Origin of the sequence: Paracoccus sp. (in: a-proteobacteria), from assembly GCF_046289755.1 — a bacterium.
Classification (GTDB): Bacteria; Pseudomonadota; Alphaproteobacteria; order Rhodobacterales; family Rhodobacteraceae; genus Paracoccus.
This window is the reverse complement of record NZ_JBKBVD010000015.1, coordinates 26,067-50,802: the sequence shown is the minus strand read 5'-3', so window position 1 is coordinate 50,802 and position 24,736 is coordinate 26,067. Positions and strand designations below refer to the sequence as shown.

Below are 24,736 nucleotides of genomic sequence, written 5' to 3'. Positions count from 1 at the left end.
TGCTCATGAAGCGTCGTGTCTTTCTGGCCGCCTCGTTGCCGGTGGCGCTGGCCGCTTGCGGCGCGGACAATATCTGGGCTTCGGACGAAGAGGTCCGGCGCGCGCGCTATGTCTCGACCGAGCCTCCTTCGGTCACGCTGCTGACGGTGATCGGCATTCCGCGCGGCGAGGGCGGGCATTCAGCGCTGATGTTCAATGGCAGCCAGCGGGCGATTTATGATCCTGCGGGCAGCTGGCGGCATCCCCATATTCCCGAACGCCACGACGTGCTTTACGGTATTACCGACAATTTCAAGGCGTTCTACATAGATTACCACGCCCGCTCAACCTATTGGGTGGCCGAGGACCGGGTGCCGGTGACCAGGCAGGTCGCCGATCTGGCGCTGCGCAGCGCCGAGCAGAACGGCGCCGCCAAAAAGAGCTTTTGCGCGGTGGAATCAGGCAAGGTTCTGCGGCGCGTGCCGGGGTTCGAACAGGCGCCGGTCGGCTTTTCGCCGCTGCGGCTGCGCAACTGGTTCCTGACGCTGCCGGGTGTGCAGTCCAGGCGCCACCTGGACGGCGATCCGGCCAACAACCACGATGTGCTGATCCGTCAGAGCGCGCGTGCGATCGCCGAATAGGGCGTGTCGATCGAACTCTGGCTCCGTCATTTGTCAACGTGACTTAGGGGTGTTTGATCCCAGGTTTTGATGGTGCGATCCTTTCTCAGGAATGGAGGGAAGCATTATGGGCCAGTTTTGTCATGGGAGCGCCCTGACCACGCAGGCCGTCAGCGCTGCAATACAACGATCGCAAGCTTCGCTCGCAACGATGAGCCGGGAGCTTGGGATCAACCCAAAGACGGTGGCGAAATGGCGCAAGCGCCAGTCTGTCGGGGATCTCAAGGCCGGGCCGACGAAACCGCGATCAACGGTTTTAGCCGTGGTCGAGGCGGCGATGATCGTCGCCTTTAGGCGGCACACATAGCTGCTGCTGGACGACTGCCTTTACGCTCTGCAACCGACGATCCCGCATCTGAAGCGCTCGGCATTGCATCGGCGCCTACGGCGTCATGGTATCTCTCTGAGCTACCCCCCGAAAATCGGACAGTGACGGAAGCTACGATCTGAAGTTTGCTGGTCTCCGAGCACGAGGAGAACAGAGATGACGAAACGCAGGAATCGCCCCACACAAGCAAACCCGCGAAGGGGCACAAGACCTACCCCTATCTGCTGGGTGGGCTGCGGATCGACCGACCAAATCAGGTGTGGTGTGCGGACATCACCTACCTGCCGATGCGGAAAGGGTTTCTCTATCTGGTCGCCATCATGGACGGGTTCACCCGCAAGGTGCTGGCCTGGCGCATCTCGAACACGCTGGAGGCCGAGTTCTGCCTCGAGGCGTTGAACGAGGCCATCCACAAGTTCGGCGCACCCGAGATCATGAACACGAATCAGGGATCGCAGTTCACGTCCTTCGACTGGACCGACCGGCTGAAGCGGGCCAAAACAAGATCTCCATGGGCGGCAAAGCCCGCTATCCCGACAACATCTTTATCGAGCGTCTCTGGCGGTCGCTGAAGTATGAGTGCGTCTATCTGCGCGCTTGGGGGACACAGACGCTGATTGATTGCAGGGCTGACAGCGGATGCGCTGATAGCATCATGGGTCATCAAAGGCGCGATGGCTGATCCTGCTTTTGCCGCCTATATCGGCGAAGTGCTGGCTCCCGAGATCGCGCCCGGCACCGTCGTCATCCTCGACAACCTGGCCACATATCGTAACATCGAAGCAGCCCGGGCACTGCGTGGTCACGGCGGTTGGTTCCTCTATCTGCCGCTATGCCCGCCGGACCTGAACCCCATTGAGCAGGCCTTCTTAAAGCTCAGGTCCCATCTGCGGAGGATCGGCGCGAGGACCTTTCCCGCCGTGTTCACAGCTATCAGCGAAATCTGCGATCTCTATGACCCAAGCGAATGCTGGAATTACTTCAATGCTGTCGGGAATGTCTAAGGTTAAAAGCGAAACGCTCTACCGCAAAAGGTAAAGCAGCCCGAACAGGGTCAGCCCCCCGGCCAGAATCGCCAGCATCACATTGCGGGTCAGCACGCCCACGCCAAGCGTCGCCAGTGCGGCGGCCATGCGCGCGGGATCAAGCTGCCCGTCGGTGGCCGCGGGCCAGACGACCAGCGGCGCGACCAGCGCGGGCAGCACCGCCACCGGCGTATAGCGCAGCATCCGCAGCACCCATCCGGGCATGGGGCGGTTGCCAAGCGCGCCCAGAAACGACCAGCGAATCAGATAGGTGCCGATCCCCAGCACCGCGATCACTGTCCAGATCGCCAGATCCGATGCGCCGCTCATGCCGCTTTCCTTTCCGTCAGGGTCTCGACCACCGCGCCGGTCACCATGCCAAGCGGCGCCGCAATCAGCAGCCCCAGCCCCGAGGGCATCCCGGCCAGCAGCAGCGCCGCCAGCACCGCCACGAAACAGGCCGCCAGATGCGCCGCCGTGCGCAGCATCGGCGCGATCATCGCGATAAAGGTGATGGGCATGGCGAAATCCAGCGCGATGTCATCGGGGATGGCCTGACCGACCGTCGCGCCGATCCAGCTGCCCAGCATCCAGGGCAGGCACAGCACCAGCGCCGTGCCCCCGAAATAGGCGATCCGCTGCTGCATCGACAAGGCGGGGTGACGCTCGTAATGCTGGATGGACAGGGCATAGGTCTGGTCAATCAGCACATAGGCCAGACCGGCGCGTTGCGCGGGTGTTGCCCGGCCAAGCCATGGCACCAGCGAGGCCGAATACATCGCCATCCGCAGATTGACCGCCAGCCCCGACAGGATCACGATGATCACCGGCGCGTTGTCCGACAGCAGCTGCACGGCGGTAAACTGCGAGGCGCCCGCCAGAACCAGCACGGAAAAGCCCATGACCTGCGCGACATCCATCCCCGCCTCCAGCGCGACGACGCCGAACAGGACCGCAAAGGGCAGGATCACGATCAGGAAGGGCAGCGACTGCACCACGCCATGCCAGAAACATTGTGCCGGGCTGCGCGCCAGTGCGCGGCGCGATGCCGCATCGGCGGCCGCCTGCCGTGGCTCGGGCCGGGGTTCGGGAGAGGGTGACATATCGCTTTCGCCTGCACTGACGTTCGGGCATCTAGCTTGCATGATGCGCAACTGATGGCAAGCCGACCGATGCAGACTCTGACGCCGGTACCCGCGACCCTGATGCCCGACGCCGCGCGGCTGTGGTGCCGTCATTTCCGCCCGCCGGGCCGCGGGCAGATATGCGCCGCGCAGGGGGTCGTGGCGCTGGACACGGCGGGGCGGCTGGTCGGGGTGATGGGCCTGCGCGACGCGACGGGCGGGTTCTGGCAGCCTGCGCGCGCCTCGGGACTGATGTTGCTTTATCGTGCCTGCCCGCCGACATCGGATCTGGTGATCGACGGGATCGCGGCCCTGCAACCCCGGCGTGGGACCGGGCGCCGCCTGATCGCGGCCGGGCTGTCCGAGGCGCTGCGGCGCGGTCATCCAGGCCTGCGGGCCGAACTGCGGGCGGGCAACCACGCGGCGCTGGCCTTTTACAGCAGCCTGGGGTTTTGCGAGGTCACGCGGGGCCGCTATGGCTGGCCATGGGGTGGGCAGGTCATCGTCATGCGCCTGCCCGTGGCGATGGCAGCCTAGCCAAAGCTGCCCGCAAGCCGCCCCAGCACCATGAACGCACGGGCCGAGCGGCTGTCGGCCAGCACGGCAATCTGGGTGTCGTCCAGTTCCGGCACCAGCCGCGTCAGCAGCCCGTCGAAATGGCGCAGGAAGTGATGCGCGGTGTCGCGGAAAATCTCGTCCTGACGCAGCATTTCGGCCACGACGTCCAGGGTCGCGTCGTCATCAATGCCGCCCAGTGCGGCCACGGCGCTGCCGCGCTGGCCGTCGGCAAAGCGGCGCCAGACAGCCGCCGGGGCGGGCGAGGGGGGCAGCATATCCATATAGATGTCGCGCCCGGCCAGCAGCGTGACGACATCCTGCGCGGCCCGCAGCACGCGCGAGTTCTCGTGATCCTTCAGCGCCGCCCGCAGCGCCTCGATCGCGTCGTGATCGTCAGGGCCGTCGGGAAAATTCAGCGCCCGGACCAGCGTGGCCGCATCGACCGGGACCGAGCCGGGGGCGTCGAACCGCAAGGCCGCCTGACGCTGATCGCCCGGTGTGCGGGGCCGGGCCGGGGGTGGCGCGGTCGGTGGCAGCGGGCGGGGGGCTGCAGCCTCTGTCCGGTCGCGCAAGGCGGGTGCGTGCTCAGGCGCATCGTCGGCGGGTTCATCCTCGGCATCGTCGTCGGCCCCACCGGGCAGCGCCTTGCGCATCCGGTCCAGACGGCGGCGCAGATCCTCGGCCTCGGCGCGCAGCAACGCGATCGAGCGGGCCATGGACACGGCCAGCCAGACCAGCACCACCGGCAACACGACGCCCATGGCCACGACAAGGTGCGTGACACCGCCGCGCGCGCCGTCGCTGCCGGGCGCAACAACCCAGAACAGCAGCAGCAGCAGCGCCCATGCGCCGGTCAGCGCCAGCCCGACGGTGGTCAGCGCATCGCGCCGTGCGAGGCTTTGGATACGTGCGGCGAGGGACATGGGATCACTCGTACCGGATCGCCAGGATTTCGTAGCTGCGCAACCCGCCGGGGGTGGTGACATCGACGCTGTCGCCCTCATCCTTGCCGATCAGCGCGCGCGCCAGCGGCGAGCGGATGTTCAGCAGCCCGCGTTCGATATCGGCCTCGGCCTCGCCCACGATCTGATAGGTGCGCTTTTCGTCGGTATCCTCGTCGATCAGATCGACCGTGGCGCCGAACTTGATGCTGCCCGACAGCCGCGCGGGATCGAACTGTTCGGCCCGCGACAGCAGCGATTCCAGCTCCTTGATCCGGCCTTCGATAAAGCCCTGCTTTTCGCGGGCGGCGTGATATTCGGCGTTTTCCGACAGGTCGCCATGCTCGCGCGCCTCGGCAATGGCGCGGATGATGGCGGGGCGTTCCTTTGATTTCAACGCGCCCAGTTCCAGTTCCAGTGCCTGAAACCCCTTGCGGGTCATCGGTATCTTTTCCATCGCTGCCCAATCCTTATGCGGGATGTGCCCTTTACGGGTTGCGGTTGTCATCCGGGTGGTAAGGCAACGCCCCCGCCATTCGGGATGGCAGGGGCGCTGAACCTTTTAGTCGGTGGTATCGTGACCCCAAATCCGGCGCCAATGCAAGCCTGCGCCGCGGAGCAGTGGCGAAATTCGGCGGATTTCGTCCCCGCGTCACGATTGCCCCCCGCGCCTGCGCGTATTACCTCTGTCCCAGGCCAGAAGCCATGGGAGGGCGCCAGCACATGACCGACGAAAGCCAGATCGAGCGCGAGTCGATGGAATACGATGTCGTGATCGTCGGCGCGGGGCCTGCGGGCCTGTCGGCTGCGATCCGGCTGAAGCAGATCGACCCCGACCTGTCTGTCGTGGTGCTGGAAAAGGGCTCCGAGGTCGGCGCGCATATCCTGTCGGGCGCGGTGCTGGACCCGTCGGGGCTGACGCGGCTGCTGCCCGACTGGCGCGCGCAGGGCGCCCCGGTCACGACCGAGGTGACCGACGACAACTTTTATGTGCTGGGCGAGGCGGGGCAGGTGCGCGTGCCGAACTGGCCGATGCCGCCGCTGATGTCGAACCACGGCAATTACATCGTCAGCATGGGCAACGTCTGCCGCTGGATGGCGGAGCAGGCCGAGGCGATGGGCGTCGAGATTTTCCCCGGCATGGCCGCCAGTCAGGTCGTCTGGGACGGCAACCGCGTGCGCGGCGTCGTGGCGGGGGAATTCGGGCGCAACCCCGATGGCAGCATCGGCGAGGGCTATGAGCCGGGGATGGAGCTGCACGGCAAATACGTCTTTATCGCCGAGGGCGTGCGCGGGTCGCTGGCCAAGGACATCATGGCGCGGCTGAACCTGTCCGAGGGCCATGACCCGCAGAAATTCGGCCTTGGCATGAAGGAAATCTGGGAGGTCGCGCCCGAAAACTTCCACAAGGGCCGCGTCGTGCATACGATGGGCTGGCCGCTTGGCAAGAATGCGGGCGGTGGCAGCTTTATCTATCACCTTGAGAACAATCAGGTTCTGGTCGGCTTTGTTGTCCACCTGAACTATGCCAACCCGCATCTGTACCCCTATATGGAATTCCAGCGCTTCAAGCATCACCCGATGGTGGCCGCGCTGCTGGAGGGGGGCAAGCGGATCAGCTATGGCGCCCGCGCGATCAGCGAGGGCGGCTGGCAGTCGCTGCCGCAGCTGTCCTTTGACGGCGGCGTGCTGCTGGGCTGCTCGGCGGGCATGGTCAATGTGCCGCGCATCAAGGGCAACCACAACGCCATGCATTCGGGCATCGAGGCTGCCGAGGCCGCAGACGCCGCCCTGAAAGCAGGCCGCGAGGGCGACCGCCTGACCGCCTATGACGATGCCGTGCGCGGCGGCGAGATTGGAAAGGATCTGAAAAAGGTCCGCAATGTCAAACCGATGTGGTCCAGGCTGGGCCTGACCGCCAGCCTGATGCTGGGCGGCATCGACATGTGGGTGGCCAATGTGACCGGCTGGAACCCGTTCGGCACCTGGACGCACGGCAAGACCGACGCCGCTGCCACCGGCAAGGCCGCCGATCACACGCCGCTGAACTATCCGCGCCCCGACGGCAAGCTGTCCTTTGACCGGCTGACCAACGTGGCCTTCAGCTTTACCAATCACGAGGAAAGCCAGCCCAGCCATCTGAGGTTGCGCGATCCGTCGGTGCCGATCGCGGTGAACCTGCCCGACTATGCCGAACCGGCGCAGCGCTATTGCCCCGCCGGGGTCTATGAGGTGGTCGAGGATGCGGCCAGTCAGAACGGGGGCGGCCCGCGCTTTGTCATCAACTTCCAGAACTGCGTTCACTGCAAGACCTGCGACATCAAGGATCCCAGCCAGAACATCGTCTGGACCACCCCGCAGGGCGGCGACGGGCCGAACTACCCGAATATGTGATAGCACTTCTGCGTGTCGGGGCGTTGCGGCGCGCGGGGCCGAGGTCTAGGCTTGCAGCGATTTTTCGTGAACGCCGGAACCCTGTTGTGACCATGACCCGCCCCGACCGCCTCTGGCCCGACCGCCTCTGGATCGCTGCTGCCCTTGTGGCATTCGCGGCAGGGGGGCTTTCGCCCGCCTTTGCGGATGACAGTGCGCGGCCCGTCGCCAGACCGGCCCAGGCCGGAACTGCGGTTGAGACGGTCACCGAAACCGAAACCGAAGCCGAGACCGAAACCGAGGCGCCGCTGACCCGCGGGCTGGCCGGTCCTTATCTGGCGGCGCGCATGGCGACGGTCGAGAACGACTTTCAGGCCGCCGCCCGCTATTTTGTCCGCGCCCTCGCCCAGGATCCGGCCGACCCCTATCTGCAGGACAGTGCACTGGTCGCGCTGGCCTCGGCCGGCGATGTCGAACGTGCGGTCGTGTTCGCGGAACGGATCCTCGGCAGTGGCGAAGGCACGACCGAATTCGCCGCGCTCATGCGGCGCAGCCAGTTGATCAAGAATGCCGACTGGGACGAACTGCTGACCTACCTTGAGACGCGGCACGACACGGACATGCCGATTTCGGCGGACCTGATGGACGGCACGATCCGGGCCTGGGCGCTGCTGGGCGCCGGGCGCGCGTCCGAGGCGTTGGCGGCGTTTGAAGAGATGGCCGCCTCGGAAAGCATTGCGCCGATCGTGAACTATCACCTCGCGCTGGCCCGCGCACTGGTCGGCGATTACGAAACCGCCGATGCACTGCTGGAACAGGCCGATGCGGGCGGGCATCTGCTGGGCGTCGTGGCCCGCGCGCAGATCATGGCGCAGCTTGACCGCCGGGACGATGCGATCGCGATGCTGGATTCGCTGCCGGGGGTCGAGGCCGAGCCGCAGCTTCTGGCGCTGCGCGCGGCGCTGGCCTCGGACGAGCCGGTTGCCTTCGATGTGGTGACCGGCCCCGCCGACGCGATTGCCCAGCTGTTTCTGGCCTTCGCCAGTGCCCTGTCGGGCAGCCCCGATCCCGAACCCCTGTCGCTGATCCATGCCCGACTTGCCGCATGGCTGGCGCCCGCCAATACCGAGGCCCGCCTGCTGGTCGCGCAATTGCTGCAGGAACGCCAGCAATATGATCTGGCCGAACAGGAATACGAGGCCGTCCGCGCGCAGGGCCAGATCCGCCCCGCCGCCGAACTGTTGCGCATTGACGCCCTGTCGCGCGCCGACCGCCGCCCCGACGCGGAAAAGGCCGCGCTGGCGCTGACTGCGGCCTATCCAGACCTGCCACAGGCGTGGATCGCGCTTGGCGACGTGCTGCGCCAGCAGGAAAAGCACGACACGGCGGTGCCCGCCTATGACAAGGCCCTGTCCCTGCTGGCAGATGCCCCCCCGGCGGCGCGCTGGTTCGCGCTCTATGCACGCGGTATCGCGCTGGAACGCGCGGGCCGGTTCGACCGTGCCGAGGCCGACCTTCTGGCCGCCATCGAGATCCGCCCGGACAATGCCAGCCTGCTGAACTATCTTGGCTATTCCTGGATCGACCGGAATATGGAGCTGGAGCGCGGGCTGGACCTGATCAAGCAGGCGGTCGAGCTGTCGCCCGAGGATGGCTATATCCTCGACTCGCTGGCCTGGGCCTATTTCCGGCTTGGCCGCTATCAGGATGCAGTCGCCCCGATGGAGCGCGCGATCGTGTCCATGGCCACCGATCCGCTGGTGAACGACCATCTGGGCGACATCTACTGGATGGTGGGCCGACATCGCGAGGCGCAGATCCAGTGGCGCCGCGCCCTGTCGCTGGAGCCGACCGACAGCGGCGAGGTCGATCCCGCCCGCATCCGCGACAAGCTGGACCGGGGCCTCGATGCCGTGCTGGCCGATGAGGCTGCGGCTACGGACACAACCAAGGCGCGCGCGCCCCAACTCCCCGAGACCACCGCCACGGAATGACCTCACCCGTTGCGCCCGTCACCGAATTCGCCCCGGCCAAGCTGAACCTCGCGTTGCATGTGACGGGGCGGCGCGCGGATGGCTATCACCTGCTGGATTCGCTGGTCTGTTTCGCGGCGGTGGGGGACCGGATCGGGGTCAGCCCCGGCCCGTCGTCGCTGGTGATCGACGGGCCGTTTGCCCCGGGGCTGGATGCCGGGCCGGACAACCTGTGCCTGCGCGCGGCGCAGTTGGCCGGGGCCTCGGTGGCGATCGCGCTGACCAAGAACCTCCCCGTCGCCTCGGGCATCGGCGGTGGCTCGGCCGATGCGGCGGCGGTGCTGCGGGCGCTGGCGCGGATGGGCCACCCGCTGCCCGCCCGGTCGCAGGATCTGGGCGCCGATGTCCCGGTCTGCCTGCCCTCGACCCCAGCCCGGATGCAGGGGGTGGGCGAGGTGCTGACCCCGCTGCGCGCCCTGCCGCCCCTGCATCTGGTGCTGGTCAATCCCGGCATCGCCCTGTCCACGCCGCAGGTCTTCGCGGGCCTCACTCGGCGCGACAATCCGCCCCTGCCACAGATCCCGGACTTTGCCGACGCAAGCGCACTGATCCACTGGCTGCGCACCACCCGCAATGATCTTGAAGGTCCCGCAATCGCAGCCGCCCCGGTGATCGCCGATCTTCTGTCCGCGCTGACCGGGCAGGGGGCTCTGTTCGCGCGCATGTCCGGCTCGGGCGCGACCTGCTTCGGGATCTTCGCCGACGCCGCCTCGGCCCACAGGGCGGCGGCGGCGCTTGGGCAAAATCGCTGCTGGGCGGTCGCGACCCAACTGGCGCCCGCCGCCATGCCCGGCTAAAGTGCCGCCGAACATCGCGGAGAAGCCCATGCTGCGCCTTGGCGTCAATATCGACCACGTTGCCACGATCCGGAACGCGCGGGGCACGCCCTGGCCCGACCCGATGCGCGCCGCCCGTCTGGCCGAGGCGGCGGGCGCCGACGGCATCACCGCCCATCTGCGCGAGGATCGCCGCCATATCAGCGATGCCGATATCGACGCGCTGATGGCGAACCTGACCCTGCCGCTGAACCTGGAAATGGCGGCGACGCCGGAAATGCAGGCCATCGCCCTGCGCCACCGCCCGCGTGCGGTCTGCATCGTCCCCGAACGTCGCGAGGAACGCACGACCGAGGGCGGCCTTGATGTCGCGGGCAACGAGGCCCATCTGACCGCGTTCGTCGCCCCCCTGCGCGAGGCGGGCTGCCGCGTGTCGCTGTTCATCGGCCATCAGCCCGCCCAGATCGAGGCCGCCGCCCGGATCGGCGCCGCCGTGGTCGAGCTGCATACCGGCGCCTATTGCGATCTGGACACCGAGGGGCGCCACGCGGAACGCGACGCCGAACTTGCCGCCCTGCAAACCGGCGCCCGCCTCGCCCATGAACTGGGCCTCGAAGTGCATGCCGGTCACGGCCTGACCTTCGGCACAGTGGGGCCCGTTGCCGCGATCCCGGAACTGGCCGAACTGAATATCGGGCATTTCCTGATCGCGGAATCCGTCTTTACCGGCCTCGCTGACGCGATCCGCGAGATGCGTCGCCACATGGATGCCGCCCGCGCCTGATTTCTTCTTCACTCAAATATCCATGATCCCCCGGATGCGCCCCAGACCATGATCCTCGGCATCGGCACCGACCTCGCGAATATCGACCGGATCCAGGGCACGCTGAACCGTTTCGGTGACCGCTTTCGCAACCGCGTTTTCACCGATCGCGAACTGGCCCGCGCCTCCAGCCGCGCGCATGAGGCCGCGACGCTCGCCAAAAGATGGGCGGCAAAAGAGGCGTGCTCCAAGGCGCTCGGCACCGGGCTGGCGATGGGGATCAGCTGGCGCGACATGGCGGTCAGCAATCTGGCGACCGGGCAGCCGGTGATGGAACTGACCGGATGGGCCGCCGACCGTCTGGCCGCGATGACGCCCCCCGGCCACAGCGCCACCGTCCATGTCACGCTGACCGATGATCACCCCTGGGCGCAGGCCTTCGTGGTGATCGAGGCGCGGCCGATGACCGTGCCCGGTGCCGCCACAGCTTGACTTTGCCCCCCGCCGGGGACCATGAACGCCCGGACGCGGCCCGGCTCCGCAGGACATCACGAAGGATCACGCAGAATGGCAGACAAGGCGAGCGGCGCAAAGAAAGACGGCATCTGGGAAACGGTCAAAACCGTGTTCTGGGCGCTGGTCATTGCGGGCCTGTTCCGTACGCTGTTCTTCCAGCCGTTCTGGATCCCCTCGGGCAGCATGAAGGACACGCTGCTGATCGGCGATTTCCTGTTCGTGAACAAGATGGCCTATGGCTATTCCGCCCATTCCTGCCCCTTCTCGCTCTGCCCGATCTCGGGCCGCATTCTGGACAGCGCACCCGAGCGCGGCGATGTCGCCGTCTTCCGCCACCCCACCCGCGACGTCGATTTCATCAAGCGGGTGATCGGCCTGCCGGGCGACACGGTGCAGATGCGCAGTGGCCGTCTGTGGCTGAACGGCGAAGAGGTGGCCACCGCCCCGGCTGGTCAGTTCATCGAGGCCAAGGAACAGCAAGGTCCGCAGGGCCTGATCCCGCGCTGCATCAACGATCCGGTCCCGCAGGGCGGCGAATGCATCAAGGATCGCTATACCGAGACCTTCCCCGGCGGCAGCAGCCATGACATCCTGAACATCACCGATGGCTGGCTGGCCGATGACACGCCGACCTTCACCGTCCCCGAAGGCAATTACTTCTTCATGGGCGACAACCGCGACAATTCCGAAGACTCGCGCTTTCCGGCGGAAATCGGCGGGCTTGGCTTTGTCCCGGCGGAATTCCTGATCGGCCGTGCCGACCGGATCATGTTCTCGTCCGCCGGACGCTCGTTGCTGTATTTCTGGACCTGGCGCGCCGACCGCTTCTTCAAGGCGGTTCATTGACACCCTCTGCCGAGATCCGGGCCTTCATGGCCCGCCTGGGCCACGAGTTTCAGCGCCCGGACCTGCTGCTGCGCGCGCTGACGCATGGCTCGATCGGCTCGCCGACCCGGCCCGACAATCAACGGCTGGAGTTTCTGGGTGACCGGGTTCTGGGCCTTGTCATCTCCGAGGCGCTGTTTTCCGCCGACATGCAGGCCAGCGAGGGCCAGCTTGCCCCGCGCTATAATTCGCTGGTGCGCGGCGAGACCTGCGCCGACATCGCCCGCCAGATCGGGCTGGGCGATGTGCTGAAACTGGGGCGGTCCGAGATGCTGTCGGGGGGGCGCCGCAAAGAGGCGCTGCTGGCCGACGCGATGGAGGCCGTGCTTGCCGCGATCTATCTGGATGCAGGGCTGGATGCCGCGCGCCGGGTGATCCTGACCCATTGGGCGGTGCGTCTGGCCTCGGTCGCCCATGACGCCCGCGACGCCAAGACCGCGTTGCAGGAATGGTCGCAGGCGCAGGGCATGCCGCCCCCCGCCTATGAACAGACCGAACGCAGCGGACCGGATCATGCCCCGGTCTTTCTGATCACCGTGCGACTGGCTGACGGACGCGAGGCACAGGCCCGCGGCGCAGGCACCAAGCGCAGCATAGAACAGGCGGCGGCACAGGCCCTGCTGGACCGGCTGGAGATAACACCATGAACGCTGACACCCCCCAGGACGACCGGATGCCCGAAGCGCTTCCTGACGGCACCCCCACCCGCGCAGGCTTTGTCGCCCTGATCGGCGAGCCGAATGCAGGCAAGTCCACGCTGCTGAACCAGATGGTCGGCGCCAAGGTGTCGATCGTGACCCACAAGGTGCAGACGACCCGCGCCCGCATCCGCGGCATCGCGATCCAAGGCCCGGCACAGATCGTCTTTGTTGACACGCCCGGCATCTTTCGCCCCCGCCGCCGCCTTGACCGCAGCATGGTCGCGGCGGCTTGGGGCGGGGCCTCCGACGCCGATCTGGTGCTGCTGCTGATCGAGGCGCATCGCGGCCTGACCGAGGGCACGGAATCGATCCTTGGTCAGCTGAAAGAACTGGGCGACAGCGTGCAGGTCGCGCTGGTCATCAACAAGATCGACCGGGTCAAGGCCGAGGTGCTGCTGGCCCTGTCGCAACAGATGAATGCGGCATTCCCGTTCAGCCAGACCTTCATGATCTCGGCTGAAAAGGGCTATGGCTGCGCCGATCTGCGCTCGTGGCTGGCATCAGAGCTGCCCGCAGGACCGTGGCTTTACCCCGAGGATCAGATCGCGGACCTGCCCATGCGCATGATCGCCGCCGAGATCACCCGCGAAAAGCTGACCCTGCGCCTGCACGAGGAAATCCCCTATCAGCTGACGGTCGAGACCGAACAGTGGGAGGAAAAACCCGATGGCAGCGCGCGGGTCGAACAGGTCGTCTATGTCGCCCGCCAAGGCCACAAGGGCATCGTTCTGGGCAAGGGCGGTGAGACGATCAAGGCTGTCGGACAGGCCGCCCGCGTCGAGCTGGAGGAATTCATGGGCCGCCGCGTCCACCTGTTCCTGCAGGTCCGCCTGCGCGAGAACTGGCAGAACGAGGCCGAGCGCTATGAGGAAATCGGCCTGAACTTCAAGGACGGGAATGAGTGAGGCGCGGCTGGCCGCGGGCCTGTGGGTCTCGGCCTATCTGGCGCGTCTGGCGCAGGCCAATATCCCCGCCTACGTGATGGCGCGCGGCGATGATACGGCCGGGTCGGTGGCGGTCAAATGCGCGCATCTGGACGGGCAGGCGGTGCTGTGGTCGCGCGAATGGGACATGGACACCGACACAAGGCCATGGATCGCCACCCTGACCGGGTCTGAACGCGACATCGACGCCGCCATCGCCCGCCAGCGCGCCCGCGACCCCGATCTGTGGGTGATCGAGATCGAAAGCCGCGAGGGGCGCACCCTGCTGACGGATGAGGGGCTTGCGTGACCTCTGGCGCGGTTGTGATTTGCAGCCTATGCAATCCGCATGAGCGCACCTGTCACCGATTCGCCCCCGCAGACTGACACCCCTCAGACCGACACCCCGCGCGGGCTGGCCTATGCCATCTCGGCCTATGTGCTGTGGGGGTTTCTGCCGCTGTACATGAAGCTGCTGGACCATGTTCCCCCGGCCGAGATCATCGCCCACCGGATCCTGTGGTCGCTGCCCATCGTCGGCGCGGTACTGATCTTTCAGCGGCGTCAGGACGATCTGCTGGCAGCCCTGCGTCGCCCGCGTCTGCTGGCGATGGCGGCGCTGACGGCGGCTCTGATCTCGCTCAACTGGCTGATCTATGTCTGGGCCATCGTGAACGATCACGCGCTGGATGCGGCGCTTGGATATTACATCAACCCGCTGCTCAGCGTTTTTCTGGGCGCGACGCTGCTGAAAGAACGCCTGACGCGCTGGCAGATTGTCGCGGTGGCGCTGGCGGCGGCGGCGGTGGTTTTGCTGACGGTGCAGGCGGGCCGCCTGCCTTTGGTGGCGATTGGCCTGACCCTCAGCTGGGGGCTGTATGCGCTGTGCAAAAAGCAGCTGCCGCTTGGCCCCAATCAGGGGTTCACGCTGGAGGTGCTGCTGCTGCTGCCCTTCGCCGTCGGGCTGGTGATCTGGCTCAGCGTGACCGGGCAGGGGCATTTCGGCGGCGCCGACTGGCAGACGATGCTGCTGCTGGGCGCCGGCCCCGTCACCGCGATTCCGCTGCTGTTTTACGCCAACGGGGCCAAGCTGACGCGGCTGTCCACCATCGGCATCCTGCAATATATCGCGCCCACGATGATCTTTCTGTGCGCGGTGCTGGTCTTTGGCGAGGTGCTGGACCCGGCGCGGATGATCGCCTTCCCGATGATCTGGGCGGCGCTGGCGATCTATTCGGCGACGCTGATCGGTCAGGCGGGCCAGCGGCGCCGTGACCGCCGCAATGCGACCAAGCGGATGCAATAAGGGGCGGATGCCTGCGCACCCGCCCCCCGTCGTGATCCCCGTGACAGGGCTTATTTGTGCTTGCGGATCTCGCCCGATTTCAGCCGCGCCAGATAGCTGTTCATCTCGGCCTTGACGATCGGCATCAGCAGATACAGCGCGATGATGTTGACCACCGCCATTGCAAAGATCGCCGCATCCGAAAAGTCGATGACCGCGCCCAGACCCGAAGCCGCGCCGACAATCACGAAGAAGCAGAACAGCAGCTTGAAGATCAGCTCTTTCGTCTGGCCCTCGCCGAACAGGAAGGTCCATGCCTTGAGGCCATAATAGCTCCACGAGATCATGGTCGAGAAGGCAAACAGCACCACCGCCAGAACAAGAATATAGCGGAACCAGCTGAAGGCGCTGCTGAACGCATCCGAGGTCAGCGCGACGCCCGTGTTGCCGGTTGCGGTCTGGATCTGCGTGCCCGCCTCGTTCAGCACGAAGAGGCCGGTTTCGGGGTCACTGACCAACTGGCCGGTGATGATGATGACCAGCGCCGTCATGGTGCAGATCACGACCGTGTCGATGAAGGGTTCCAGCAGCGACACGAAACCCTCGGTCGTGGGCTCCTTGGTGCGCACGGCGCTGTGGGCGATGGCGGCCGAGCCGACGCCCGCCTCGTTCGAGAATGCCGCGCGGCGGAAGCCCTGGATCAGCGCGCCGATCATGCCGCCGACCACACCGTCATTGGTGAAGGCGCCGGTGATGATCTGTCCGAACGCGGTGCCGATCATGTCATAGTTCATGCCGATGATGATCAGCGCCGTGGCGACATAGATGGCGGCCATGAAGGGCACGACTTTCTCGGTCACGCTGGCGATGGATTTCAGACCCCCGACGATGACCAGAAACACGATGACCGCCATGACGATGCCGGTGATCCAGCCCGGATAGACGCCCACGACATTGGTGATCTGGGCATGGGCCTGATTGGCCTGGAACATGTTGCCGCCGCCAAAGCTGCCCAGAATGCAGAAGATGGCGAACAGCACGGCCAGAAACTTGCCGCCGGGCAGGCCCCGTTCGGCAAAACCCTTGGTCATGTAATACATCGGCCCGCCCGAGACGGTGCCATCGGCATATTCATTGCGGTATTTCACGCCCAGGGTGCATTCGGTGAATTTGGATGCCATGCCCAGCAGGCCCGCAAGGATCATCCAGAACGTCGCCCCCGGCCCGCCGATGCTGATGGCCACGGCGACGCCCGCGATATTGCCCAGACCCACGGTGCCCGACAGGGCCGTGGTCAGCGCCTGAAAGTGGCTGACCTCGCCCGCGTCATTGGGGTCGGAATAATCGCCCCGCACCAGTTGCAGCGAATGGCGGAAGGCGCGGAACTGGATAAAGCCGAAATAGATCGTAAAGACCGAGGCGCCCACGACCAGCCATGCCACGATCCACGGAAATGTCGTGCCCGGAAAGTTCGAAAAGATAATGTTGACGAACCAGCCGGTGGTGGCCGCGAAAAAGCTGTCGATGGCGGTGTCGAGGCCCTGTGCGCGGGCGGGCAGGGCCGCCAGCGCGGCGATCAGGCCAGCCGCGGGAAGCGCGCGGGCCAGTGTTGCAAAATGTCGGTTCATGTTCCTGTTCTCCCTGTCCCGGCGGTTCACGGCACGATGACCACGGGCACCGGCGCGGCCTGCGCCAGCGTCGCCGCGACCGAGCCGAAAACGCGCGCCGCAAAGCCCGAATGCCCCATCCGCCCGATGATCAGCATCGACGCCTTTTCATCCTTGGCGATGGCGCACATGGTCTCGGCGATGTGGCCATAGCGCAGCACGGCGGTGACGGGAATCCCCGCCTGTTCGACCTTGGACAGAACCGGGCCGATAATCGCGGTTTCTGCGCGTTGCAATTCTTCCTTGCGGCGGCGGTGGCGCTCTTCGACCTCGCTCGGGGTCAGAAAGCTGTAGGGTGACCACTCCAGCACATGCGCGATGACGAGGCTGTCGCCCTCGACCTGTGCGCGCGTGATCGCGAAATCCAGCGCGCGCTGCGCCGTTTCGCTGCCGTCGTAGCCGACGACGATCTTGCGTGTCATTGTTCCCTCATCTGTTGATTTTCGTTTTTTGGGTTCGTGCTGAAAGGATAGGCACGGCAGGCCGGATGCGGCCAGTGAAAATGTAACGGACGCGTGAAATCGGCGGGTCAGGACCCAGCGATGCGCGTGACCGGGGCAGGGATGCGTGCATCATGGCTCACTTTGGGTCTTTTCAAGTGCCTCGCGGAACGTCATATTTCGCCCATGACACGGATGCGCCACATCGCCTCGGCCCCTGCCGCCCCCACTGGGGCGCGATTCGCCGTGAACCTCCGCGGTCTGCTGCTGCTTACGCTGCGCTGAGCGGGTCTTCCGGGCCGCCGCTCAGTCAGGTCAGTGCCCGGTTCCCCCCCACAGCACACCAAGCGAACCAAGCGAGAGACAGCACAATGACCGACCAGAACCGCGTTTTGATTTTTGACACCACCTTGCGCGATGGCGAACAATCGCCCGGCGCCACCATGTCCCATGCCGAAAAGCTGGAAATAGCAGGGATGCTGGACGAGATGGGCGTCGATGTGATCGAGGCAGGCTTTCCCATCGCCTCCGAGGGTGATTTTGCCGCCGTGTCGGAAATCGCCCGGCAGGCGCAAAACGCCCAGATCTGCGGGCTGGCCCGCGCCCAGATCCCCGACATCGACCGCTGCTGGGAGGCGGTGCGCCACGCGAAACGCCCGCGCATCCACACCTTCATCGGCACCTCGCCGCTGCATCGCGCGATCCCCAATCTGGACATGGACCAGATGGCCGAGCGCATCCACCAGACCGTGACCCATGCCCGCAACCTGTGCGACAATGTGCAATGGTCGCCGATGGACGCCACCCGGACCGAACATGACTATCTCTGCCGCGTGGTCGAGATTGCCATCAAGGCGGGCGCCACCACGATCAACATCCCCGACACGGTCGGCTATACCGCGCCGCGCGAAAGCGCCGCCCTGATCGCCATGCTGCTGGAGCGTGTGCCGGGTGCCGACCAGATCATCTTTGCCACCCACTGCCACAACGATCTGGGCATGGCGACCGCCAACGCGCTGGCGGCGGTCGAGGCCGGTGCGCGCCAGATCGAATGCACGATCAACGGTCTGGGCGAGCGGGCGGGCAATACCGCGCTGGAAGAGGTGGTGATGGCCATGCGCGTGCGCCATGACATCATGCCCTATGACACGGCCATCGACACGACAAAGATCATCGGCATCTCGCGCCGTGTCGCCGCCGTTTCGGGCTTTGCGGTCCAGTTCAACAAGGCGATCGTCGGCAAGAACGCCTTTCTGCACGAGTCGGGCATCCATCAGGACGGCGTGCTGAAGAACGTTGAAACCTTCGAGATCATGCGCCCCGCCGATATCGGCCTGACCGAGAACAACATCGCCATGGGCAAGCATTCGGGTCGCGCGGCCTTGCGCGCCAAGCTGGCCGATCTGGGCTATGAGGTGGGCGACAACCAGCTGAAAGACATCTTCGTGCGGTTCAAGGCTTTGGCCGACCGCAAGAAAGAGGTCTATGACGACGATCTTGTGGCGCTGGTGCAGGATGCGGCGGCCAATACCGATGCCGATCACCTTCAGGTGAAACACCTGCGCGTCATCTGCGGCAGCGATGGCCAGTCTGCGGACCTGACCCTGCTGGTCGACGGGCAGGAAATCCGCGCCGAAACCACCGGCGACGGCCCGGTCGATGCCTGCTTCAACGCGGTGCGCCAGATCGTCCCGCATGAGGCGCGGCTGCTGCTGTATCAGGTCCATGCCGTGACCGAGGGCACGGATGCACAGGCCACCGTCAGCGTGCGCATGGAAGAGGATGGCCGCATCGTCACCGGGCAGGCCGCCGATACCGACACGATTCTGGCCTCGGTCAAGGCCTATGTCGGCGCGCTGAACCGTCTGATCCTGCGCCGCGCGGCCACCGCACCCGACAGCGATACCAGACATATCACCATGTATTCGCACTAGGGGCGGCTTCACCGCCAAAAAACGGCGCGCGGGAAGCTGCCCGCGCGTCGTTTGTCCTGTATCGGGGCTTTTCGGGTGGCCTGTGGGAGACTATACGGGGCCACACCGCGCAGGCGAGTCACGGGGTTTCGTCCGCGGCGCGCGGGTCAGCAAAAGGCAGGCCGGGACAAACCGGCGCGAAAGGATACGGGCATGGCATTCGGCGGTTTGTTTTCGACCGACATCGCAATTGACCTTGGGACGGCGAATACGCTGATCTATGTCAAGGGCAAGGGCATCATCCTGAATGAGCCCTCGGTCGTGGCCTATCACGTCAAGGACGGCAAGCGCGTCGTGCTGGCCGTGGGCGAGGACGCGAAGCTGATGCTGGGCCGCACGCCCGGCAGCATCGAGGCGATCCGGCCCATGCGCGAAGGCGTCATCGCCGATTTCGACAGCGCCGAGCAGATGATCAAGCATTTCATCAAGAAGGTGTTCAAGCGCACGACCTTCTCGAAGCCCAAGATCATCGTCTGCGTGCCCCATGGCGCCACGCCCGTTGAAAAACGCGCGATCCGCCAGTCGGTCCTGTCCGCAGGCGCCCGCAAGGCCGGCCTGATCGCCGAACCGATCGCCGCGGCCATCGGCGCGGGCATGCCCATCACCGAACCCACCGGCTCCATGGTCGTCGACATCGGCGGCGGCACGACCGAGGTGGCGGTGCTGTCGCTGGGTGACGTGGTCTATGCACGCTCGGTCCGCATCGGCGGCGACCGCATGGACGAGGCGATCATCAACTATCTGCGCCGCAACCAGAACATGCTGATCGGCGAATCGACCGCTGAACGCATCAAGACCAGCATCGGCACCGCCCGCATGCCCGATGACGGGCGCGGCGCCACGCTGATGGTGCGCGGCCGCGATCTGCTGAACGGCATCCCCAAGGAAATCGAGATCAGCCAGGCGATGGTGGCCGAGGCGCTGGCCGAGCCGGTGCAGGCCATCTGCGAGGCCGTGATGGTCGCGCTGGAAGCCACGCCGCCGGATCTGGCCGCCGATATCGTCGACCGGGGCGTGATGCTGACCGGCGGCGGCGCGATGCTGGGCGAGCTGGATCTGGCGCTGCGCGAGCAGACCGGCCTGTCGATCAGCCTTGCCGATCAGCCGATGAGCTGCGTGGCGCTTGGCACCGGCAAGGCGCTGGAATTCGAGAAACAGCTGCGCCACGTCATCGACTTCGACAGCTGATCGCCCGCGCAAGGGGGCCCGGCCATGGCGCGCAAGGGACCAGATTACGCAACCCCCGTCCGGCGCGTGCTGATCGCCGTGCTGGCGCTTGCGCTGCTGGTCCTGTTCCTGTTCTGGCGCATCGACAGCCCGCGCGCCGAGCAGATGCGCACGGCGATCATCGACCGCATCGTGCCGCAATTCGAATGGGCGCTGGTGCCGGTGACGCGGGTCAGCCAGATGGTCGCGGGCTTTCAGAGCTATGCGCGGCTTTACGAGCAAAATCAGGAACTGCGCCGCGAATTGCAGCGGATGACGGCGTGGAAAGAGGCCGCCGTCCAGCTTGAGCAGGAAAACTCCAAGCTGCTGGCGCTGAACAATGTCCGCATCGACCCGGCGCTGACCGGGCTGACCGGCATGGTGCTGATGGACAGCGGCACGGCGTTCCGCCAGTCAGTGCTGCTGAATGTCGGCGCGCAGGATGGCGTGATCGAGGGCTGGGCCACGATGGACGGGCTGGGCCTTGTGGGCCGCATCGCGGGGGTCGGGCGTTCGACCAGCCGGGTGGTGCTGCTGACCGATCCCTCGTCGCGCATTCCGGTGACGGTGCAGCCCACGGGTGAACGCGCGCTGATGACGGGCGACAACACGCCGCTGCCGCTGCTGGAATTCATCGAAAACGCCGACAATGTCCGCCCCGGCGACCGGGTGGTGACCTCGGGTGACGGCGGCATGTTCCCCTCGGGGCTGCTGGTCGGGCAGGTCGCGCAGGGCACCGACGGGCGGATGCGTATCCTGATGGCGGCGGATTACGGGCGGCTGGAATTCCTGCGCGTGCTGCGCAGCCACCCGGCGGAAGCGGTGGCCGATGCCGATGCGATCATTCGCGGCGCAAACCGTGGCCCGATCGGTCCTGAACTGCCTCTGGAACTGTCCGGGGCAGGGGACGCCCCGGCTCCCGGCACCGCACCATGATCGAGTGGCCGCGCCGGTCCTTTGTCAGGGACAGCCTGCTGTTCCTGCTGGCGACATGGGCGCTGTTGTTCGTGCGCCTGCTGCCCCTGTCCGGGGCGGCCCTGTGGCCGGGTCCCGACGCGGTGCTGGCGCTGATCATGGCATGGGTGCTGCGCCGACCCGACCAGCTGGCCGCGCCGGTGATCGTGCTGGCGCTGCTGGTCGAGGATCTGCTGCTGATGCGGCCGCTGGGGCTGTGGCCGGTGATCGTGCTTTTGGGAACCGAGGCCGCACGTCTGCGAGAGGCCCGTTGGCGCGACCAGACATTCATGGTTGAATGGCTGCGCGTGGCGATGCTGATGGCGGCGATGATCCTGGGATACCGGCTGGTGCAGGTGCTGTTCATGCTGCCTGTCCCGGCCCTGGGGCAGGTGATCCTGCAGCTGCTGGCGACGGTGGCGGCCTATCCGGCTGTCGTGCTTGCTGCGCGCTGGCTGCTGGGGCTGCGCCGCGACAGCCGCTCTGACTAGATCCGGGACGAGACACGCCGATGAAAAAGTCGCCACGCGAGATTCAGGACAGCACCCGCCGCATCACCCGGCGCGGCCTTATGCTGGGCGGCATCCAGATCGCAACCGCCACGACGCTGGCGCTGAAGATGCGGTCGATGCAGCTGGACCATGCCGAGGAATACCGGATGCTGTCCGACGGCAACTCGATCAAGATCCGGCTGCTGCCGCCGGCGCGCGGGTTGATCCTGGACCGCAACGGGCTGATCATTGCGGGCAATGAACAGAATTACCGCGTCACCCTGACTCGCGAAGAGGCGGGCGGCGATGTCGGGATGGTCCTGCGCCGGCTGGCCGAACTGATCCCCTTGACCGAGGACCGGATTGCCGAATTGCTTGAGGAATTCTCGCGCCGCAGCGCCATTACCCCCATCGTGCTGGCCGACCGTCTGTCATGGGAGCAGTTCAGCGCCATTGCGGTCAACGCCCCCTCACTGCCCGGTGTCACACCGGAATCGGCACTGTCGCGGGCCTATCCGCGCCGGGGCGATTTCGCGCATGTCATGGGCTATGTCGGCCCGGTCAGCGACTATGACCTGTCACGCATCGAAGAGCCCGACCCGGTCCTGCGCCTGCCCGATTTTCAGTTGGGCAAGATCGGGGTCGAGGGTCGGCTGGAAACCGTGCTGCGCGGCAAGGCGGGCGCGCGACGGGTCGAGGTGAACAGCACTGGCCGCGAGATGCGCGAGCTGTCGCGGCAAGAGGGTGAGCAGGGCTCGACCCTGCAGCTGACGGTCGACTCCGCGCTTCAGAACTATGCAGCGCAGCGTCTGGGCGAGGAAAGCGCCGCCGCCGTGGTGATGGATTGTCAGACCGGCGAGCTGGCGGCGATCTGTTCCTCGCCCAGTTTTGATCCCAATTCCTTTGTGCGCGGCATTTCCAGCCGGGACTACCGGGCGCTGATGGATCACGATCACAGGCCGCTGGCCGACAAGACGGTGCAGGGGGTCTATCCGCCCGGCTCGACCTTCAAGATGGTCACGCTGATGGCGGGGCTGGAGGCGGGCGTGATCAACGCGGGCACGCGGTTCTATTGCCCCGGCCATACCGAACTGGGCGGGCGACGCTTTCACTGCTGGAGCCGGGGCGGGCATGGCTCGGTCGATGCGATCAAAAGCCTCGAAGAAAGCTGTGACGTTTACTATTACGAGCTGGCGCAGCGGGTGGGGATCGACCGGATCGCGATCATGGCCCGCAAGCTGGGGCTGGGGGTCCGCCACGACCTGCCGATGTCCGCCGTGGCCGAGGGGATTGCGCCGGACCGCGAATGGAAGATGAACCGCTACGGACAGTCGTGGCAGATCGGGGACAGCCTGAATGCCTCGATCGGGCAGGGCTTTGTGCTGGCCTCGCCGCTGCAACTGGCGGTGATGACGGCGCGCATCGCCAGCGGTCGCGCGGTCGAGCCGCGCCTGGTGCGCGCCATTGACGGTGTGCGCCAGCCGGTGCCCGACTGGCCGGAACTGGAGGGTATCAGCGCGGCCTCGCTGCGCATCGCGCGTGTCGGCATGGAGGCGGTGATGTATGGCAACCGCGGCACCGCGCGGGGCAGCCGCATCCTGCGCGACGAATGGCATATGGCGGGCAAGACCGGCACCAGCCAGGTCCGCAACATCACGGTCGCCGAACGGGCGCGGGGGGTGATCTCGAACGCGCAACTGCCATGGAACCGGCGTGACCACGCGCTGTTCGTGGCCTATGCGCCCTATGAGGCGCCGCGCTATGCCATCTCGCTGGTGGTCGAACATGGCGGCGGCGGCTCGACCGTTGCGGCACCGCTGGCGCGCGACATTTTGCTGTTTGCACTGAATGGCGGGCTGCCGCCGCTGGACGCGATCCTGTCGGATCAGCGCGCCGCGATGGAGGCCCGCCACGAGGCGATGGACCTGTACACCCCCGAACCGCCGCGCAACGGCCGCACGAGAGTCTGACCGATGGCTTATCTCGACTACAAGGTCACTCAGGTTCCGACGGGGTGGCGCAAGGTCTTTCACATCAGCTGGCCGCTGGTGGTGCTGATCACGGCGGTCTGCTGCATCGGGTTTCTGATGCTGTATTCCGTGGCCGGTGGCCGGGTCGAGATCTGGGCCGAGCCGCAGATGTACCGCTTTGCCGTCGGCATGGTGCTGATGCTGGGGCTGGCCTTCGTGCCGATGTGGTTCTGGCGCGGCATCTCGGTGGCGGCCTATGTGGTCTGCTTTCTGATGCTGGTGGCGGTCGATCTGGTGGGCGTGATCGGCATGGGCGCGCGGCGCTGGATTGATATCGGGCCGATCCGCATCCAGCCGTCAGAGCTGATGAAGATCTCGCTCGTGCTGCTGCTGGCGGCCTATTACGACTGGCTGGACATCCGCCGCGTGTCGCGCCCGCTCTGGGTGATGATTCCGGTGCTGCTGATCCTGGCGCCGACGGGGCTGGTGCTGCTGCAGCCCGATCTGGGCACCTCGATCATGCTGGTGGCGGGGGGCGGCATCGTGATGTTCGCGGCGGGCGTGTCGCTGTGGTATTTCGTGGTCGTGCTGGGCGCGGGCGCGGGGCTGGTCGTGACGGTGCTGAACAGTCGCGGCACCGACTGGCAGTTGCTGAAGGACTATCAGTTCCGCCGCATCGACACCTTCCTTGATCCGGGCGCCGACCCGCTGGGTGCGGGCTATAACATCATCCAGAGCCAGATCGCGCTGGGGTCAGGGGGGTGGGCCGGGCGTGGCTTCATGCAGGGCACGCAGTCGCGGCTGAACTTCCTGCCCGAAAAGCACACCGATTTCATCTTTACCGTGCTGGCCGAGGAATTCGGCTTTGTCGGCGCGATCTCGCTGCTGACGCTGTATATGCTGATCCTCGGCTTCTGCCTCTATTCGGCGCTGTCCAACCGCGACCGCTTTGCCAGCCTGATCACCATCGGCATTTCGGGCACGTTCTTTCTGTATTTCTCGATCAATATGGCGACCGTCATGGGGCTGCTGCCGGCCAAAGGCTCGCCCCTGCCGCTGGTCAGCTACGGAGGCACCTCGCTGATGATCCTGATGCTGGGCTTCGGCCTTGTGCAATCCGCCCATGTCCACAGGCCGCGTTAGCG

Annotated in this window: 25 protein-coding genes and 2 pseudogenes; 21 read left to right on the top strand and 6 right to left on the bottom strand. The window is 66.0% G+C overall.

Features of this window, described 5'->3' with window-relative positions; genetic code table 11:
• Positions 1-5: 5 nt before the first annotated feature.
• The 4 genes and pseudogenes from ACK41U_RS07925 (at position 6) to ACK41U_RS07910 (ending at position 1,991) form a co-directional block, all read left to right on the top strand.
• Complete coding sequence (locus tag ACK41U_RS07925; protein ID WP_409678047.1) at positions 6-620, top strand: hypothetical protein; 615 nt, start codon at positions 6-8, stop codon at positions 618-620.
• Positions 621-726: 106 nt separating this feature from the next.
• Positions 727-1,062 (top strand): annotated as a pseudogene (locus ACK41U_RS07920) (IS481 family transposase); the annotation flags it as partial.
• Positions 1,063-1,157: 95 nt separating this feature from the next.
• Positions 1,158-1,594: pseudogene (locus tag ACK41U_RS07915) on the top strand (transposase); the annotation flags it as partial.
• Positions 1,595-1,604: 10 nt separating this feature from the next.
• On the top strand, positions 1,605-1,991 hold the full coding sequence (locus tag ACK41U_RS07910; RefSeq protein WP_409678044.1) for a transposase: 387 nt from the start codon (positions 1,605-1,607) through the stop codon (positions 1,989-1,991).
• An 18-nt stretch (positions 1,992-2,009) separates the two neighbouring features.
• On the opposite strand, the gene ACK41U_RS07905 is transcribed toward ACK41U_RS07910, so the two are convergent.
• Together ACK41U_RS07905 and ACK41U_RS07900 are read right to left on the bottom strand one after the other, a co-directional pair.
• On the bottom strand, positions 2,010-2,342 hold the full coding sequence (locus ACK41U_RS07905; protein WP_409678042.1) for an AzlD domain-containing protein: 333 nt from the start codon (positions 2,340-2,342) through the stop codon (positions 2,010-2,012).
• Positions 2,339-3,115, bottom strand: a complete 777-nt coding sequence (locus ACK41U_RS07900) for an AzlC family ABC transporter permease (RefSeq protein ID WP_409678039.1) — start codon at positions 3,113-3,115, stop codon at positions 2,339-2,341. Before ACK41U_RS07900 ends, ACK41U_RS07905 begins: the two co-directional genes overlap by 4 nt.
• A 69-nt stretch (positions 3,116-3,184) precedes the next feature.
• On the opposite strand from ACK41U_RS07900, the gene ACK41U_RS07895 reads away from it, so the two are divergent.
• On the top strand, positions 3,185-3,673 hold the full coding sequence (locus tag ACK41U_RS07895; protein WP_409678036.1) for a GNAT family N-acetyltransferase: 489 nt from the start codon (positions 3,185-3,187) through the stop codon (positions 3,671-3,673).
• Here ACK41U_RS07895 and ACK41U_RS07890 read toward each other — a convergent pair.
• Both ACK41U_RS07890 and greA read right to left on the bottom strand, forming a co-directional pair.
• Positions 3,670-4,617, bottom strand: a complete 948-nt coding sequence (locus tag ACK41U_RS07890) for a hypothetical protein (protein ID WP_409678033.1) — start codon at positions 4,615-4,617, stop codon at positions 3,670-3,672. The genes ACK41U_RS07895 and ACK41U_RS07890 overlap by 4 nt on opposite strands.
• A 4-nt stretch (positions 4,618-4,621) precedes the next feature.
• Positions 4,622-5,092, bottom strand: a complete 471-nt coding sequence (greA, locus tag ACK41U_RS07885; RefSeq protein WP_409678030.1) for a transcription elongation factor GreA — start codon at positions 5,090-5,092, stop codon at positions 4,622-4,624.
• Positions 5,093-5,358: 266 nt separating this feature from the next.
• Here greA and ACK41U_RS07880 point away from each other — a divergent pair, with 266 nt between their 5' ends.
• The 10 genes from ACK41U_RS07880 (at position 5,359) to rarD (ending at position 14,911) form a co-directional block, all read left to right on the top strand.
• A complete protein-coding gene (locus tag ACK41U_RS07880; protein WP_409678027.1) occupies positions 5,359-7,029 on the top strand; it encodes a 4Fe-4S dicluster domain-containing protein in 1,671 nt (556 codons plus the stop codon).
• A gap of 92 nt (positions 7,030-7,121) precedes the next feature.
• Positions 7,122-9,002 (top strand): tetratricopeptide repeat protein, encoded by a 1,881-nt coding sequence (locus tag ACK41U_RS07875; protein ID WP_409678104.1) that lies wholly within the window; start codon positions 7,122-7,124, stop codon positions 9,000-9,002.
• Entirely contained in the window at positions 8,999-9,838 is an 840-nt protein-coding gene (locus tag ACK41U_RS07870) for a 4-(cytidine 5'-diphospho)-2-C-methyl-D-erythritol kinase (protein WP_409678024.1), read from the top strand. The genes ACK41U_RS07875 and ACK41U_RS07870 overlap by 4 nt, the downstream gene beginning before the upstream one ends.
• Positions 9,839-9,866: 28 nt before the next feature.
• On the top strand, positions 9,867-10,601 hold the full coding sequence (locus ACK41U_RS07865; protein WP_409678021.1) for a pyridoxine 5'-phosphate synthase: 735 nt from the start codon (positions 9,867-9,869) through the stop codon (positions 10,599-10,601).
• 48 nt (positions 10,602-10,649) lie between these two features.
• The gene (acpS, locus tag ACK41U_RS07860; protein ID WP_409678018.1) at positions 10,650-11,072 is read left to right on the top strand and encodes a holo-ACP synthase; all 423 of its coding nucleotides are present in this window, start codon (positions 10,650-10,652) and stop codon (positions 11,070-11,072) included.
• Between the two features lie 75 nt (positions 11,073-11,147).
• Entirely contained in the window at positions 11,148-11,942 is a 795-nt protein-coding gene (gene lepB / locus ACK41U_RS07855; protein ID WP_409678015.1) for a signal peptidase I, read from the top strand.
• A complete protein-coding gene (gene rnc, locus ACK41U_RS07850; protein ID WP_409678012.1) occupies positions 11,939-12,628 on the top strand; it encodes a ribonuclease III in 690 nt (229 codons plus the stop codon). Before lepB ends, rnc begins: the two co-directional genes overlap by 4 nt.
• The gene (gene era, locus ACK41U_RS07845; protein ID WP_409678009.1) at positions 12,625-13,587 is read left to right on the top strand and encodes a GTPase Era; all 963 of its coding nucleotides are present in this window, start codon (positions 12,625-12,627) and stop codon (positions 13,585-13,587) included. Before rnc ends, era begins: the two co-directional genes overlap by 4 nt.
• Entirely contained in the window at positions 13,580-13,915 is a 336-nt protein-coding gene (locus tag ACK41U_RS07840; RefSeq protein ID WP_409678007.1) for a DUF1491 family protein, read from the top strand. The genes era and ACK41U_RS07840 overlap by 8 nt, the downstream gene beginning before the upstream one ends.
• Positions 13,916-13,954: 39 nt before the next feature.
• Positions 13,955-14,911, top strand: a complete 957-nt coding sequence (gene rarD / locus ACK41U_RS07835) for an EamA family transporter RarD (RefSeq protein ID WP_409678004.1) — start codon at positions 13,955-13,957, stop codon at positions 14,909-14,911.
• A 50-nt stretch (positions 14,912-14,961) separates the two neighbouring features.
• Here the strand turns inward: rarD and ACK41U_RS07830 are convergent, their stop codons facing one another.
• Both ACK41U_RS07830 and ACK41U_RS07825 read right to left on the bottom strand, forming a co-directional pair.
• Entirely contained in the window at positions 14,962-16,518 is a 1,557-nt protein-coding gene (locus tag ACK41U_RS07830) for an alanine/glycine:cation symporter family protein (RefSeq protein WP_409678001.1), read from the bottom strand.
• Positions 16,519-16,544: 26 nt separating this feature from the next.
• Positions 16,545-16,979 carry a universal stress protein gene (locus tag ACK41U_RS07825; protein ID WP_409677998.1) on the bottom strand — a complete coding sequence of 145 codons (435 nt, stop codon included), beginning with the start codon at positions 16,977-16,979 and terminating at the stop codon, positions 16,545-16,547.
• A 389-nt stretch (positions 16,980-17,368) separates the two neighbouring features.
• On the opposite strand from ACK41U_RS07825, the gene ACK41U_RS07820 reads away from it, so the two are divergent.
• The 6 genes from ACK41U_RS07820 (at position 17,369) to rodA (ending at position 24,734) form a co-directional block, all read left to right on the top strand.
• Complete coding sequence (locus ACK41U_RS07820; RefSeq protein WP_409677995.1) at positions 17,369-18,931, top strand: 2-isopropylmalate synthase; 1,563 nt, start codon at positions 17,369-17,371, stop codon at positions 18,929-18,931.
• A gap of 192 nt (positions 18,932-19,123) precedes the next feature.
• A complete protein-coding gene (locus ACK41U_RS07815) occupies positions 19,124-20,158 on the top strand; it encodes a rod shape-determining protein (RefSeq protein ID WP_409677993.1) in 1,035 nt (344 codons plus the stop codon).
• Between the two features lie 24 nt (positions 20,159-20,182).
• Entirely contained in the window at positions 20,183-21,112 is a 930-nt protein-coding gene (gene mreC / locus ACK41U_RS07810; protein WP_409677990.1) for a rod shape-determining protein MreC, read from the top strand.
• Complete coding sequence (locus ACK41U_RS07805; RefSeq protein ID WP_409677987.1) at positions 21,109-21,621, top strand: rod shape-determining protein MreD; 513 nt, start codon at positions 21,109-21,111, stop codon at positions 21,619-21,621. The genes mreC and ACK41U_RS07805 overlap by 4 nt, the downstream gene beginning before the upstream one ends.
• Before the next feature lie 20 nt (positions 21,622-21,641).
• Positions 21,642-23,591 carry a penicillin-binding protein 2 gene (mrdA, locus tag ACK41U_RS07800; protein ID WP_409677984.1) on the top strand — a complete coding sequence of 650 codons (1,950 nt, stop codon included), beginning with the start codon at positions 21,642-21,644 and terminating at the stop codon, positions 23,589-23,591.
• Between the two features lie 3 nt (positions 23,592-23,594).
• Positions 23,595-24,734 carry a rod shape-determining protein RodA gene (gene rodA, locus ACK41U_RS07795; protein WP_409677982.1) on the top strand — a complete coding sequence of 380 codons (1,140 nt, stop codon included), beginning with the start codon at positions 23,595-23,597 and terminating at the stop codon, positions 24,732-24,734.
• Positions 24,735-24,736: the final 2 nt, after the last annotated feature.